This is a genomic window from Salinivibrio sharmensis (assembly GCF_001995985.1).
Classification (GTDB): domain Bacteria; phylum Pseudomonadota; class Gammaproteobacteria; order Enterobacterales; family Vibrionaceae; genus Salinivibrio; species Salinivibrio sharmensis.
Genome location: NZ_MUFC01000013.1, coordinates 15,397 through 30,955, shown reverse-complemented (window position 1 = coordinate 30,955; position 15,559 = coordinate 15,397). Strand labels below are relative to the sequence as shown.

The following is a 15,559-nucleotide window of genomic DNA, read 5'->3' as shown; positions in this document are numbered from 1 at the left end:
CTTTTTAGACAAGAAAATACGTGCTCAGTAAGGGGTAATCGCTATGACCTTAGGGTTTAAATCTCGCATTATTTGGGGGGTCGGACTGCTCGTCACGCTCTCACTCGTGATCCTCGGCTCAATTAACGCACTTTCGCTGCGCGATAGAATGGTTGAAGCCTTGGTCACCCAAACACAAAACAAGCTTGACCACCATGTGACGGAGCTAGAGCAGCTGGTTCAGTCTCAGCTTAATGCGGTAGACCAAGGTGCCGACCACTTCTCAACGGCTCTCACCGGTCAGGAGAATGTGGCGCAAGTACGCATGCTCGCGGATACCGCTGGTATTGCCAATGTGATCATGACCTACGAAAACGGTGCGTCGTACATGTCTAACCACAGTGGCGATGGCGTCACAACCGACGAATATAACTTCCGAAACCGAGACTGGTACCGCACAGTTAAATCCGATCAATCCATTCATTTAACTGAAATTTATACAGACAAGGTCACCGGTGGGAAAGTGATCAGTGCCGTGGCTCCTGTGTTTGAAAACGGCCAGTTTATCGGCGCACTGCTTGGCGATATTCCCCTAGAAAGTGTCATCACTCAAGTGAGTGAGATGCGCTTTGCTGGTGGGGCCGCGACATTGACGGATCAAAACGCGGTGTTCTTTGCCAGTGACGACCCCAATGATATCGGTAAAACGCCGTCTCAAATTAGTCCCAACTTTTCACAAATGGAAAGTATGTTCCGCAGTAGCGAGCAAGGTCACCTCACGTTCCCCTATTTAGGCATTCAGTTTGATGGCTATTTCCAACGCGTGAGTTTAACCGAAGACAGATATTGGACGCTGATGGTCTTTGTCGACCAACAAACCGCCCTGGCGGGAGTTCGCGATGCTCAATTCGATTCTGTCGCGACAGGCGTGATACTGCTGATCGTCAGTCTGGGGGCCATTTATGCGATTATTCAATTTTCGTATCGCCCCTTACTCAAACTCAAAGAAGCGGTTTTGGATCTGTCGCGCGGCGAAGGGGATCTCACCGCTCGTCTCGATGTGAACGGCAATGATGATTTAGCGCAAATCAGTGACGGTTTCAATCGCTTTGTCGAAAATCTACAAGGCATGATATTGAGCGTCGCCGAGTCCAGTCAGGCGATCTCCGCCAACATTAGCCAGCTGTCACAAACCACCAGCGAAAATGAATCTGTACTGGACGCGCACTCCGCCGAAACCGAGCAAGTGGTTACTGCCATCACTCAAATGAGTGAGAGCGCAAGAAACATTGCAGAAAACGTTTCTCAGTCAAACAGCATTACCGCCTCAGCGAGTAAAGAAGCCAGCCAGTCACTAGAAGTGGTTGATAACGCGGTGATCACGGTCAGCGCGTTAGTGGATGAAGTTGAGGAAATGTCTGGCCGAATCACCAGCATGAACAAAGACGCGAACCGGATTAGTGACGTGCTGACAGTGATTGGCGAAATATCCGAACAAACGAATTTGCTGGCATTAAATGCCGCCATTGAAGCAGCGCGCGCTGGCGAGCAAGGCCGAGGCTTTGCGGTGGTTGCCGATGAAGTCCGCGCCCTCGCCGCTCGCACGCAAAGCAGCACCACCGAAATTTCTGAGATGCTCACCGCGTTACTCGATGGCACCTCGAGTGTGGTCGAGGCCATGGAGAAGACCAAAGAACAGTGTCAGACCACGGCAGACAAAACCTCAGAAGTGTCTAACAGCTTGACCATCATGAGCTCATCTGTCACCGAAATCGACGATGTGAGCACCCAAATCGCCACGGCCACCGAGCAACAAAGCTCTGTCGCCGAAGAGCTCAGCAAGAACATGCTCTCGATTCGGGATATGGTCAACAAGCTGGTAGAAAGCGGAAATCAAACCACCGCGGCCACCAAGTCGCTGACTCACTCGAACGAAGAGCTGGACCGCATGGTTCATAACTTTAAGTTGCAATAAACCACCAAAGCCATATTGCTCAGCGAAGTTGGCGTTGCAAATCAGCGGCGCCATACCTCGTACCAAGCCAAACTCGGCTCAGCACGACACAAGCCGATTATGGCTGACGTTCACCCGATCAGGCAGTGCGCGACTGCCTGCTCCCTATTGGCGAGGGTTGTACCTATGTCTCGTTCTTTTCCAGCACACGCTTTAACCGCGACGTTTGCACAACAATACCAAACCATTCGTCAGCATTTTTTCAATCGAGACCCTGATCGTTGGCCTGTCTACCGGACGCCAGAGCTGGCTCATTGGCTGGAGAACGGCATGCATCCTGCCGTGGCCGACGCGGCGAGTCAATTTAATCAACAAACGCATATTCCCGAGCAAAGTGATATTAGCGCCAAAACACTGCCTCATCTGGCACTACAAGCCGCCACCTACTCCAAAGATTGGACATCACCTCGCGCGGTAGAAAACGTGATCACCGCCCCCTGCGATCCCGCGATACATGGGGCTCTCCTTGCTACCATGGCGAACCCCAATCTCGTGTATAGCGAATACGCCGGGATGTCTGTGGAGCTGGAAAAAACAGTCGTGCGCCAAGTCGCTAATTTGATTGGTTACGACCCTGACCACGCAACCGGGATCTTTACCCAAGGCGGGACTTTCGGCAATTTGTACGGCTATTTGATGGGGTTAAGAAAGCAGTTCCCGCTATCAGGCCAGCGAGGGTTGCAAGGGCAAGACTTTCGCATGATTAACTCACTCGCCGGTCACTATTCTAATATGACTAACCTCGGTTTACTGGGCACAGATATCCCCAACCAGGTATTGCGTATTAAAGTGGATGCCAACAACCGGCTTGATCTGGACGATTTTGCCTACTCGCTCAACCATTGTTTAGCCGAGAAGATGCCGGTGCCTACCATTTTGCTGACCTTTGGCACCACAGATACCTTCGCGATTGATGATATTGAGCGCATGTATCAGATCACGATGCAGGCCTGCCAACGCTTTCACACGTCCGTAAAACCACATATTCATGTTGATGCGGCAGTCGGGTGGCCATTAGTGATGTTCAACGATTATGATTTTGCCGCCAACCCCATTGGGATCAACACCGCGACACAGAATAAACTGCAAGCATTACTACCGCGTATTCGCGGGCTACGCTTTGCCGATTCCATCACTATCGATTTTCAAAAGTGGGGGTTTGTACCCTATACCGCCAGTTTGGTGATGTTCAAACAGAAAACGGACATGGAACACCTTAAGCAAGATCCGCATTATTTTTCTTATTTTGAAACCAGTAAAACACAGCAAACCCATTTACAGTCGACAATAGAGTGCTCACGTGGCGCAGCAGGCGCCTATGGGAGTTATTGCGCTCTCAATATGTTGGGCAAACGTGGTTATCAGACCATGATTGCCCACAGCCTGCAAAATGCCGAGTATTTAAAAGCACACCTAGACGCCCTCCCCCATTGCAAGGTCGTCGCTGGTGATAACCTGGGGCCGACGGTAGCGTTTCGCCTCTACCAACCTTCACCGACACTCGATGTGGCTGCGATGTTCCAACAAGAACAAACCCTGCATCAAGTCGGGGCGCGTATTGACAGCATTACCCAACATAGCCTGTATCACCGACAACACTTTCTCGAGCGCCAAGGCAAAAAACTAAAGACCAATTGGGTCGAGTCTATTGCACACACGGAGTTTGACCCCAATGGCCAATGCCTATTTATTCCTGGGGAAAAAGCGGTATTTTTAAATCCGTATACGCGTTATACACACATTGATGAGTTTGTGGCTTCACTATGCCCCGAGTACACAGAGCAATTGGTCTAGTTACCAACGCCAAAAGTGCGGCATAAACAGCGCCAGTACGGTGAAGTACTCCAAACGTCCAAGGATCATGGCAACGTTTAGGATCCAAATGCCAGTGTCTGTCACCGGTTGGAAGTTACTGCCGACTTCACCAAAACCTGGCCCAAGCACATTGATACATGCGACCACGGCGGTAAAGGCGGACCAAAAGTCCAGCCCGGTCATCATCATCAACAAAGTGAACACACCTGTGGTTAACGCGGCTAGCGACATAAACGCCATCACCGCTTGGGTCACGTCGTTCGAAACCACCTTATCTTGATAGCGGATGGGGATGATCGCGGACGGGTGCACCAATTGATGCAATTGGCGACGAATGATTTTAAAAGTAACAATGTCGCGAATAATTTTATTGCCGCCCGCCGTTGATCCTGAGCAGCCACCCAGATAGGCACAAAACACCAAGAATAAAGCGGTTGCCGCTGGCCACGAGCTAAGGTCCGCCGCGCCAAAACCGGTACTGGTAATAAAAGAGACCACATGGAACGCTGCAAAGCTTAGGGACACCCAAAGTGACTCATAACGCGCTTCGCCGAACAAGTACAAGCCTAACATCAGAGACAGGCACGCCACCACAATCAAAAACACCCGTGATTCTTCGTCATCAATATATAGTTTTAGGCCGCGCCAACCGAGACGAAAAATACGAAAATGCAAGCCAAAGTTGATCGCGCCTAACAGCATAAAGACATTAGAAATCATTAAGATAAGATGGCTTCGAAAGTGCCACATACTGGCATCGTGGGTGGAGAACCCCCCGGTTGAGACGGTAGAAAAACTATGTGCGATCGCATCGTACACACTCATTCCAGCCACATAATAAGCCAGTGCACATACAATGGTGATCACCATGTACACCCCCCACAAATAGTGCGCCGTTTTTGATATTCGAGGAGAGAGTTTTTCGTCTTTGATTGGTCCGGGTGTTTCCGCTTTTAATAGCCGCATACCACCCACGTTGAGCATCGGCAATACCGCGACCACAAAGATCACCACGCCAAGTCCCCCCATCCATTGTAAAAACTGGCGATAGAGCAGGAATGAAGCAGGCATATTGTCCAGGCCACTCAAAATGGTGGCACCCGCCGTACTCAGCGCACTGATCGACTCAAAGGTGGCATCGGTGAAACTCACACCAGTCACTAGCTCTATCGGAATACCGCCAAGCAAACCCACTAGTATCCAGGTCAGCGTTGAAAATAGTAAAGCGTCGCGAAAGGTGACCTGATTCAATTTGCTTTGCCGAAACAGCCACGAGATCGCCAATGATGAAATCATCATTAGCAAGGAAGGATAAAAGAAGTGCTTTGAGACCCCATCGCGAAACAAAAACAGCGATAAGAGCCCGAATACAAATTGGACAATGCCCATCCATAGAATCGGCATGCCAAGCAGACGCAGAGTATTTTTAAAGTTAATCATGACAGAGGCAACTCATCATTAACACGCTCGTGGTTTATCGATCCATCGCCACCACGCGTAGCGACAAACAGTGGCGTGACGCGTATCACCTCACTGCTTAACTATATCGGTCTTACCCCAGAATGTCATGGTGGTTTAAGACCTCATATCTACGTCGTTAATACCCTGCATACAAGGCATTACATCGCAGACACGTTATAAAAAAGCCGGGCATCACTGCCCGGCTTCCTCTTTTTACTGTGCTTGACGACGTTCGCCGCGCGCAGCGCTACCACGACGCTCGTTGCCGCGGTCACGGTTGAAACGACGTTCACCACGTCCACGCTCATTACGGCCACGTCCGCCACCATTGCGGTCACCACCACGACGCTCGCGCATGACTTGACCTTCAACACGCTGTGCGTTGGTCTCTTTTTGGCGAATACGCAGTTTTTGCAATTGTGCAAACACGTCTTTCGGCATGGTTTTTGGCAACTGTACAAATGTATGTGCTGGTGCCAGCTTGATTGCGCCAATGTTTTGCTTGTTTAAGCCAAGCTCATTGGCAATTGCGCCGACGATATCTTTAACTTGTACACCTTGCTCACGACCCACGTCCAACTGATAAGTATCCCAATCAGCCGGGTTGGTATCACGACGGTCAGTACCATTTTGACGATCGTCACGACGACGTTCACGGCGTTGTTTCTCACGCTCCATCGCTGCAATCATCGGGTCAGGGCCTTTGTAGAACAATGGACGCTTACCTTGCTGGCGCTGCAGCAGCATCGCCGCCAAGGTGGTTGCATCTACGTCGATATCGTTTTGCAGTTGCTCAATCAACTCAATGAAAGGTGCCATGGCGTCGCCGTCTTTCTTTTCAGCCAACTCACCGGCTAGCTGGGCGACACGCGCTTCCGCCACTTTATCGCGGTTTGGCAGCTGAATTTCTTCCATTTTGGTCTGCGTAACACGCTCAACCGTGCGCAGCATGCGCATTTGGTTAGGACGTACCAACAAAATCGCTTTACCCGCGCGGCCTGCACGACCGGTACGACCAATACGGTGAATGTAAGATTCAGCATCAAACGGAATATCATAGTTAAATACGTGAGTGATACGCGGCACATCAAGGCCACGTGCCACGACGTCGGTCGCGACCAAAATATCAATCACGCCACGCTTTAAGTGATCAACCGTGCGCTCACGCAATGACTGCGGGATATCCCCGTGCAGTGCCGCAGCTTTAAAGCCGCGCGCTGACAACCAATCAGCTAAGCGCTCGGTGTCTTGGCGGGTGCGCACAAAGACGATAGATGCATCGGTGTCTTGGGTTTCTAGCAGACGGCTCATCGCTTCGTCTTTTTCAACACCTTTAACCACCCAGAACTGCTGCTCAACCTTCTCAACCGTGCGGTTGCTACCCGCGACGTCGACACGTGCCGGTTCACGCAAGAAGCGGTCAACAATTTGTTTAACGATAGGAGGCATGGTTGCCGAGAATAGGATGCGCTGTGCACTCTCAGGCGCTTGCTCCATGATCCAGGTAACATCGTCCACAAAGCCCATTTTGAGCATCTCATCCGCTTCGTCGAGGATAAAGGTATGCACTTCGTCAAGCTTCAGGCGATCGCGGTTGATCAAATCTTTCACACGTCCTGGCGTACCCACCACGATGTGTGCGCCGCTTTTCAGCGCTTTCATTTGGTCAACAATCGACGCACCACCGTAGATCTCAAGGACTTTTAAGCCTTTGATGTTCTGTGCCAGCGTCTTCATTTCCGCTGCGACTTGGATGGCAAGCTCGCGAGTCGGGGCCATGATGATCGCTTGGGGTTTACGTTGGCTCAGATCGACTTTGTTCAGCAGTGGCAGCGAGAATGCAGCGGTTTTACCCGTACCGGTTTGAGCTTTACCGAGTGCATCACGGCCTTCGAGAAGTACAGGGATGGAAGCGGCTTGGATAGGAGTGGGGGTTTCAAAGCCCATTGAGTCAAGCGCAGACAAAAGGGTGTCGGCCAGATCTAACTGGCGAAATTTGGTAACAGATTCTTGCATTGGGATCCCAATCTATAGAGTGTAGCGAAACGGGGCCCCTCAAGCGTTCTGCTCAACCATGCAACACTGTCTTTCATGCAGTGACAGTCACCAGCGCCATGGGCCTCGGTCATTAAGGATGTGCATTCTGCGCTATTTACACCAAAAAAGCCAGAAAAAGTTGAACAAGTTCACAAAATTTGCGGCGTATGGGCAGGTTTATAGCAATTTGTTCACAGAAACATCGAAATTCGCAGGTATTCCCCGCACTTTCCATGCACTTAAGTCAGGTCACAGGATTTTAGTGCCACGGGTTGGTTTTGAAACAGTGAATCCGTATAGTGTGGCGATCCGTTTATCGAGATCCGAGTTATGTTTCAAGACAATCCCCTGCTAGCACAGCTAAAGCAACAGATCCAAGAAACCTTGCCAAAAAAAGAAGGCCAGGTAAAAGCCACCGAAAAAGGCTTCGGCTTCCTCGAAGTTGATGACAAGACCAGCCTTTTCATTCCGCCTCCTTATATGAAGAAAGTGCTCCACGGTGACCGTGTTGAAGCCTTCGTTCGCACGGAGAAAGACCGCGAAGTGGCTGAGCCGGATACGCTGGTAGAAGCCAGCTTAGATCGCTTTATTGGTCGTGTGCAGTGGATCCGTAACCGTCTAAACGTGGTTCCCGATCACCCGCAAATGAAAGACGCCCTGCGCGCAAAAACGCAGCGTGGCTTGTCGCAAGACAACTTGAAAGAAGGTGACTGGGTCGTCGCGTCCCTCATCCGCCATCCACTGAAAGGCGATGACAATTTTATGTGCCAGGTCAGTGAAAAAATCACTGATTCGGACGATAAAATAGCCCCTTGGTGGGTCACGCTGGCAAAACACAACTTGCCCAACCAAGAACCGGCACCAAAAGATGAGTGGCCACTACTGGAGCAAGGGCTAGAGCGTCGTGACCTGACTGATTTGCCGTTTGTGACCATCGACAGCGAATCCACCAAAGACATGGATGACGCCCTGTACGTCCAAGCCAACGCAGAAGGTGGCTTTACCCTGACAGTGGCCATTGCTGATCCAACGGCATACATTGATGCCGACGAAGCGCTCGATAAAGTCGCGCGTGAACGCGGGTTTACTATTTATTTGCCTGGGCGCAACATCCCAATGCTGCCGCGTGATCTGAGTGATGACTTATGTTCACTGCGTGCCAACGAAAAGCGCCCAGCACTATGCTGCACCTTCAATATTGATGCTGATGGCACCATTATCGATGACGCTGAATTCTTCTCGGCTTGGATTCAGTCACACGGTCAGCTTGCGTATGACAAAGTGTCTGATTACATCGAACTCGGTGAACAAGCGTCGTGGCAGCCAGAAACAGCAGCCATCGCCGACCAAATTCATCAGCTTCACCAGTTTGCACTTGCACGCATTGAGTGGCGTGAGACGCATGCTGTCACCTTCCCCGACCGTCCTGACTATCGCTTTGAGCTCAGCGAAGACAACGACGTGATTGCCATCCACACCGATCAGCGCCGCATTGCCAACCGGATCGTGGAAGAGTCGATGATCAGCGCCAACATCTGCGCGGGTCGTAAGCTTCGTGACGCATTCGGGTTTGGTATCTTCAACACACACGCCGGCTTTAACAGCGAAAAGCTCGACGATGTGGTCGAGCTGGTAAAAGCGCATGACGGCGAGGCGGACAGCGAAAGCCTCGCCACCGTTGAAGGCTTCAGTGCACTCCGTCGCTGGTTAAACAGCCTAGACACCACCTATCTTGATAACCGCTTGCGCCGCTTCCAAGCATACAGCGAGATTGGTCATGAGCCAGCACCACACTACGCAATGGGCTTAGATGTCTATGCCACGTGGACATCACCTATCCGTAAATACGGTGATATGATCAACCACCGCTTGCTTAAAGCGATTATTCGCGGCGAAACCGAAGCCAATGCCCCGGCCGATACCGTGGGTGAAGAGCTTGCCGGTCATCGTAAACATCACCGTATGGCAGAGCGTGATGTCGCCGACTGGCTATACACCCGCTTGCTTAAGCCAGAAGTGGAAGCGCAAACCCGCTATACCGCGGAGATTTTTGACATCAACCGTGCCGGAATGCGTGTACGCTTGTTGGAAAACGGGGCACCTGCCTTTATTCCATCATCGCTGATCATCGATAACAAAACCCGCATTGCCTGTGATAAAGAAACAGGCACAGTGACTATCGACGGTAACGTTGAGTTCAAGCTCGGTGATAGCCTAGAAGTGGTGATTGCCGATATTAAAGAGACAACGCGCTCAATTGTGGCCAAGCCGACTCAGGTATTTACCCTGCCTGAGGCGTCACAGAGCGAATAAACCTGTTCTCGCTCTCACCACGCCCGTGGTACAAAATGTCCGCAGAAAGCCAAGCCATCGCTTGGCTTTCTTTTTGTCCCCAAAATGATAATCTAATCATTAAAATAAACTGACTAGCTAGACCATTGCAGTTATCACATTCTCAGCGTCAGGCCATCCCCTAAGAAGCTATCCGTGGTAAGTTAATGGTGTTACCTCAACCAGATAAGAGGTTTCATGGGGTTTTTGCGTTCATCTGTGGTCCGTATGGGGACCCCCATTGTTTTATTACTGCTGCTTGCCGCGAGCTATCAACCCTTGATTGCCTCGCTAGCCCCCTATTACAACTTAATATACGCAGCGCCGTATTTTCTGTTATTCACCGCGCTACTTTTAAGCCACTTATTCAAAAGCGCCCGCGTCGGTATGATGGTGGTGATCTTGTTAGTGGGCTACACAGTGATCCTCACGCGGCTGCAATCGCCACTCAATCATGGTACGACCTACATGGAGTACTTGCTGCTCACCGTCGCACTACCGATTAACTTGCTGTATATGATCATCGTGCGCGATCAAAAACTCACCTCTCGGTTTGGCCTGTTCTTTTTCCTCGCCATTGGTATGGAAATCGGTTGGTGTGCGCTTCTCGTGCAGCAATTCGGTGAGCTGTCCTCCTATCTCCATCAACACCCGGTATTAGTAAGAGTGACGTCAGTGAGCCCCATGCCACTGCTGCTGATCGTGCTGCTTTCTATTTTGGTCTGTGTCAGCACCATTCGACTGTTGCGAAAAAATAGCATTGAGGATCATGCCGCTTTTGTCAGCGTATTATGCGGTGTCACAACCCTCGTATTTTTTAACGTGCCTTTCATTTCTTCGCTGATATTTTCGTTGGCGGGTGTGTTATTGATTGCCAACCAAGTATCACTCAGCCACCAACTGGCCTTTATTGATGGGCTTACCGAAATTGCCGGTCGTCGCGCACTTGAAGACGAGCTCAAACATCTAGGCCGCCAATATACTCTTGCGATGCTCGACGTTGACCACTTTAAAAAATTTAACGATAAATACGGTCACGAAACAGGCGATGATGTTCTTAAGCTTGTCGCCAAACATATGGCGCATTGTGAAGGGGGCGCCAGTGCCTTTCGTTACGGCGGCGAAGAATTTACGTTGTTGTTTAAAGGAAAAACCACCGAGCACTGCTTACCGTTTCTTGACGCACTGCGTGAGGATATCGCCAATTACCCCTTAGTGCTGCGTGATGAGTCTCGTCCTCATGATGACAAGCAAGGCCGGCAAAAGCGCGGACATGCCAGCGACAAAAAACCGGTCAATATTACTGTCAGCATTGGCTATGCCGATGCCTCGCAAGCCGACACCCCCGACGAGGTATTGCAGTTAGCGGATAAAGCCTTGTACAAAGCCAAAGAGGCCGGGCGTAACTGCATTAAGGGCAGTGTATGAAACATGTTTTAGTGATACCTTTTTTAGCCTTGATGTTAGCAGGCTGTGCGACGCAGCGTGACGCCGCAACGACAGCTGACATGCCTAGTTCGGACAAAACAATTAGCGACCACGCGCTAGACCAGGCACTCACTCAACTTTATCGTCAGTGGCAAGGCACACCTTATCGTTGGGGAGGCACCTCACACCAAGGTATCGATTGCTCAGCGTATACGCAGCACGTCTATCAAGAAGCGCTCGCCACGCCACTACCGCGCACCACCCACGGCCAAGCAAAAACCGGCTATGCCATTGACTATAAATCCGCACGCCAAGGCGATCTGGTGTTTTTTCATATTCGCCCCGGCCTTCGCCATGTCGGCATCTTTCTGGGTGGACAGCGGTTTATGCATGCTTCCTCCTCAAAGGGTGTGACAGTGTCACGCTTAGACAATCCTTATTGGCAAGCGCGCTTCTGGCAATTCCGTCGTTATTTCTAAGGCGAGGCTTTTACCGAGTCAGCCAGTTCGCAACAGGGTTGATAGCGCGGACACGTGACGACATGATCATTGACCATACCAAGCGCTTGCATCAGCGAATAGCAAATCGTCTCGCCCACAAATTTAAACCCGCGCTTTTTCAAAAAGCGACTCATCGCGCGTGACTCGTCGGTCGCGGTGGCGACATCGGCATCCGATTGGTGCTGATTCACAATCGGTACACCGTCAGTAAACTGCCACAGTGCCTTCGCCAAGGATCCATACTCTTCCACCAGCGTCACCGCCGCTTTCGCATTGGTAAACACAGACGCCACTTTCAAGCGATTGCGGACAATCTCGTGGTTGGCCATGATCTCAGCAATATTCGGTTCGGTCACGTTCGCGAGTTGGTAAAAGTCGAAATCGCAGAAAGCCGCGCGATAAGCCGCACGCTTTTGCAAAATCAGTCGCCAACTTAACCCTGCTTGTGAGCCCTCTAAACAAATAAACTCAAAGATCGCTTGATCATCAAATGTCGGCACGCCCCACTCGGTATCGTGATAATGCCGCTCAGCCTCGCTTTGTTGTGCCCATTGGCAAATGTCCATCTTTAACCTCACCCTTGTCATACATATTTACGCAGCCGTTTTGTTGCTTGTGGCACGAAATCAGCGACTTAACCATGCAAAAGCTATCGTTTCACTGAATATCACGCTATCTTTGATCGCGATAAGTTTATGAAACGTAACAGAACCGTTGCTCCGTGTTGTTGATGACACCCATAAACAGAAAGGAAAACCCGTGACAAAAAAGCATCTCTTGATCACTGGCGCCGGGCAGCGTATCGGCTATGCACTGGCCTGCCACTTTCTTCATCAAGGTCATCAAGTGACCCTATCTTATCGCACCGAGCGACCTCAAGTGGCGGACTTAAGGGCGCGCGGCGCACACTGCCTGCAAGCGGACTTTTCCTCTGATGAGGGCGTTTACGCATTTATCGAGTCGCTCGATGCGATGCATCCGACCTTCGATACCGTCATACACAACGCATCGTCGTGGGATAGCGAAACGCAAAGCCAAGATATTGCCACGTTATTCGATAATATGATGCAAATTCACGCCAAAACGCCTTATCTTATTAACACGGCTGCGGCACGCTGGATGCAGCAAGGTGACATCATTCACCTTACCGACTATGTCGCACAAAAGGGCAGCGCAAAACACACTGCCTACGCGACCAGCAAAGCCGCGCTAGAAAACCTCACGCTCTCATTCGCACAAAAATTCGCACCACACATAAAAGTAAACAGCATTTCACCTGCGCTAATTATGTTTAATGAGGGCGATGATGAGGCCTATCGTGATAAAGCTCGCCGTAAATCGATTTTGGGCACCGTACCGGGTGAGCAGGAAGTGGTGAACGCCTGCGAATTTATTCTCGCCAGTCAGCATATGACTGGCCAGTCCATCAAGTTGGATGGCGGACGCCATCTCATTTAATTTCGTGACCAGGGAAAGATTATGAACGACGCTGTCATTAAAGTAACCAACCTGCGCCTACGCACCTACATTGGCTTTAATCCCGACGAGCAAGAGAAAAAGCAAGATGTGGTGATCAATGTTGAGATCCACTATCCCGGCCACAAAGCGTGTGAAGAAGACAACGTAGATGATGCACTCAACTACAAAGTGATCACTAAAGCAATCATCGACTATGTCGAAAATGGTCGTTTTTTATTGCTGGAGAAACTTGTCGCCGGCGTACTAGACATTGCGCGTGACCACCATTGGGTGCGTTATGCGCAAGTCACCATTGATAAGCCCCACGCACTCCGCTTCGCCGATTCTGTTTCACTCAGTTTAAGCTGGACCGCCGACGAGTCGTAACCCAGTAAAGAGTTCGTTAGAATTATTCGAACATCTTGTTCAAGGTGAGCCGGTTATGTCTTGCCGTTCACCTTATATACTGTGTCTGAATAGTGAATGGGGGCGACAACAATGACAACGAAAACGGGCTACGATCTGGTGATGCGTACGCTACACTGGCTATCAACGATTGTGATTATCGGCCTTTTCGCTGTTGGGCTCTGGATGGTCGATCTCAGTTATTACAGCAGTTGGTATCAAACCGCGCCACACTGGCACAAATCAATCGGGTTGCTACTTGCGCTCACCACGTTGGTTAGATTGGTGTGGAAAGCCACCCACACCATGCCCGATGTAGAGGGCAAAGCGTGGGAACGTAAAGCAGCAACGGCGGGACATCATACAATCTACCTGTTGCTCATCATTTTATTCGTTTCTGGTTATCTGATTTCCACCTCAGATGGCCGAGGCATAGATGTCTTCACCTGGTTTACCGTGCCAAGCGCTGGTGAGCTATTCCCTAACCAGTCAGACATTGCTGGGGATGTACACTACTACGTTGCCATTACCTTGATTGTGTTGGCCGCCGGCCACGCACTTATGGCACTTAAACACCACTTTATTGATAAAGACAACACGTTACGGAAGATGATCGGAGGAAACTCGAAATGAAAAAACTCATGTTAGCCATGGGAATGAGCGCCGCGACACTCTTATCTGGGCCTGCACTTGCAGACACTTATATGATTGACACCAAGGGCGCACACGCCTCGGTCAACTTCAAAGTGCCACACCTGGGTTACAGCTTTATCAAAGGTCGCTTTAATCAGTTTGACGGCCAGTTTGAATTCGACCCAGATAACATTGGCGCATCAAGTGTGTCGGTGACGATTGATACAACCAGTGTCGATTCTAACCACGCTGAGCGTGATAAGCACATTCGTAGCGGTGACTTCTTGGATGTAGGCGAATATGGCCAAGCATCCTTTGAAAGCACCAAGGTCACCGACAACGGCGACGGCTCAATGACCATTGCAGGCGATCTCACCTTGCATGGCCAAACCAAGCCAATTGAAATCGACGCGGAACTGGTCGGCCACGGTGAAGATCCTTGGGGCAACTACCGCGCAGGCTTTATGGGTAACACCCGTCTTGAACTTGAAGACTTCGGTATTCCTACCATGGGCCCTGCCACCTATGTTGATATGGAGCTGCACGTAGAAGGTATTCGTCAGTAAACCACCGTCAATCGATATCATGATTAAGCCTCGGGTCTTCCGAGGCTTTTTTGTCGCACACTGAAACCCAATCGTCATAGTTGTTGTCTAGGATGAGCAGCATGGAAAACAATCAGCAATTAGCTATGACGGCACCTATCAACATCGCATTTTTCGATCTCGACGAAACCCTTATCGCCACTGACACCAAGCAAGCGTGGCTGGAGTATCTTTGCCAACGCGATCTCGCCCCGCAAAATGTGGTTGAGCAAGAAAAGCAAGCCTATCTCGATTTCAAAAAAGCGCGTATTAACCTTGAGCAATACATGCACGTTCAGCTCACGCCAATAAAGGGGCAATCGACCCAAACTGTTGAGCGCTGGGTCACTGACTTTATCGATAGACGGGTCGCGCCAGTCGTAGTGCCCCAAGCATTAGAGCGGATTGAATGGCACCGTAACCGTGGTGACCACTGTGTGCTGGTGTCTAATACCGCCGCACACTTAGCAAGGCCGATTGGCGAACTACTCAAGCTCGACACCGTGATTGCGATTGAGCTCGAAACCATAAATGGGGTGTACACCGGCTCCATTTCTCATTGTGTGCGTGATTTTCGTGGCAAACATGACTATATGCAGGCGTGGCTCTCTGACCGCCACGATACCGTGGGCCACACCTACGGCTACAGTGATTCGCACTGGGATGTGCCACTTCTCGAGCAAGTTGATAACGCATTTGCCGTCAACCCCGACCCACACTTAAGCCTGCACGCGCAAGAAAAAGATTGGACTATAATGGAGTGGGCCAGGCACGACACCATTCGTGATTGAATGTGCGTTCTCTCTGTATGCAACCCCACATGGGTTGTAGCAATGATCGATTACAGCAATGAATGGGCGCTATCCGCGCCCTTTTTATTACCACTTACTTGAGAATGATTATCATAAACGTTA

The 15,559-nt window shown here is 50.5% G+C and carries 13 protein-coding genes; 10 read left to right on the top strand and 3 right to left on the bottom strand.

Annotated features, from left to right (window positions below; genetic code table 11):
* Positions 1-43: 43 nt before the first annotated feature.
* The gene (locus BZG74_RS12030; protein ID WP_077772817.1) at positions 44-1,954 is read left to right on the top strand and encodes a methyl-accepting chemotaxis protein; all 1,911 of its coding nucleotides are present in this window, start codon (positions 44-46) and stop codon (positions 1,952-1,954) included.
* A gap of 165 nt (positions 1,955-2,119) precedes the next feature.
* Entirely contained in the window at positions 2,120-3,787 is a 1,668-nt protein-coding gene (locus BZG74_RS12025; RefSeq protein WP_077772816.1) for a pyridoxal phosphate-dependent decarboxylase family protein, read from the top strand.
* Here BZG74_RS12025 and BZG74_RS12020 read toward each other — a convergent pair whose 3' ends face one another.
* Positions 3,788-5,248 (bottom strand): TrkH family potassium uptake protein, encoded by a 1,461-nt coding sequence (locus BZG74_RS12020; RefSeq protein ID WP_077772815.1) that lies wholly within the window; start codon positions 5,246-5,248, stop codon positions 3,788-3,790.
* A 234-nt stretch (positions 5,249-5,482) separates the two neighbouring features.
* Positions 5,483-7,285: a DEAD/DEAH box helicase gene (locus BZG74_RS12015; protein WP_077772814.1), complete on the bottom strand. Its 1,803-nt coding sequence runs from the start codon at positions 7,283-7,285 to the stop codon at positions 5,483-5,485.
* Between the two features lie 351 nt (positions 7,286-7,636).
* Here BZG74_RS12015 and BZG74_RS12010 point away from each other — a divergent pair, with 351 nt between their 5' ends.
* The 3 genes from BZG74_RS12010 to BZG74_RS12000 all read left to right on the top strand — a co-directional run bounded on the left by BZG74_RS12010 (position 7,637) and on the right by BZG74_RS12000 (position 11,544).
* Positions 7,637-9,619, top strand: a complete 1,983-nt coding sequence (locus BZG74_RS12010) for an exoribonuclease II (RefSeq protein ID WP_077772813.1) — start codon at positions 7,637-7,639, stop codon at positions 9,617-9,619.
* 216 nt (positions 9,620-9,835) lie between these two features.
* Complete coding sequence (locus tag BZG74_RS12005) at positions 9,836-11,065, top strand: GGDEF domain-containing protein (RefSeq protein WP_077772812.1); 1,230 nt, start codon at positions 9,836-9,838, stop codon at positions 11,063-11,065.
* The gene (locus BZG74_RS12000; RefSeq protein ID WP_077772811.1) at positions 11,062-11,544 is read left to right on the top strand and encodes a C40 family peptidase; all 483 of its coding nucleotides are present in this window, start codon (positions 11,062-11,064) and stop codon (positions 11,542-11,544) included. Before BZG74_RS12005 ends, BZG74_RS12000 begins: the two co-directional genes overlap by 4 nt.
* Here BZG74_RS12000 and BZG74_RS11995 read toward each other — a convergent pair.
* Positions 11,541-12,131: a DNA-3-methyladenine glycosylase I gene (locus BZG74_RS11995; RefSeq protein WP_077772810.1), complete on the bottom strand. Its 591-nt coding sequence runs from the start codon at positions 12,129-12,131 to the stop codon at positions 11,541-11,543. The genes BZG74_RS12000 and BZG74_RS11995 overlap by 4 nt on opposite strands.
* A gap of 193 nt (positions 12,132-12,324) precedes the next feature.
* Between BZG74_RS11995 and folM the strand changes: the two genes are divergently transcribed.
* The 5 genes from folM (at position 12,325) to BZG74_RS11970 (ending at position 15,436) form a co-directional block, all read left to right on the top strand.
* The gene (folM, locus tag BZG74_RS11990) at positions 12,325-13,023 is read left to right on the top strand and encodes a dihydromonapterin reductase (RefSeq protein WP_077772809.1); all 699 of its coding nucleotides are present in this window, start codon (positions 12,325-12,327) and stop codon (positions 13,021-13,023) included.
* Between the two features lie 21 nt (positions 13,024-13,044).
* Positions 13,045-13,410, top strand: a complete 366-nt coding sequence (folX, locus tag BZG74_RS11985; protein ID WP_046075930.1) for a dihydroneopterin triphosphate 2'-epimerase — start codon at positions 13,045-13,047, stop codon at positions 13,408-13,410.
* 111 nt (positions 13,411-13,521) lie between these two features.
* Complete coding sequence (locus tag BZG74_RS11980) at positions 13,522-14,061, top strand: cytochrome b (RefSeq protein WP_077772808.1); 540 nt, start codon at positions 13,522-13,524, stop codon at positions 14,059-14,061.
* Positions 14,058-14,627: a YceI family protein gene (locus tag BZG74_RS11975; protein WP_046075932.1), complete on the top strand. Its 570-nt coding sequence runs from the start codon at positions 14,058-14,060 to the stop codon at positions 14,625-14,627. Before BZG74_RS11980 ends, BZG74_RS11975 begins: the two co-directional genes overlap by 4 nt.
* Before the next feature lie 101 nt (positions 14,628-14,728).
* Positions 14,729-15,436, top strand: coding sequence for an HAD family hydrolase (locus BZG74_RS11970; protein ID WP_158020651.1), 708 nt, complete (start codon positions 14,729-14,731; stop codon positions 15,434-15,436).
* Positions 15,437-15,559: the final 123 nt, after the last annotated feature.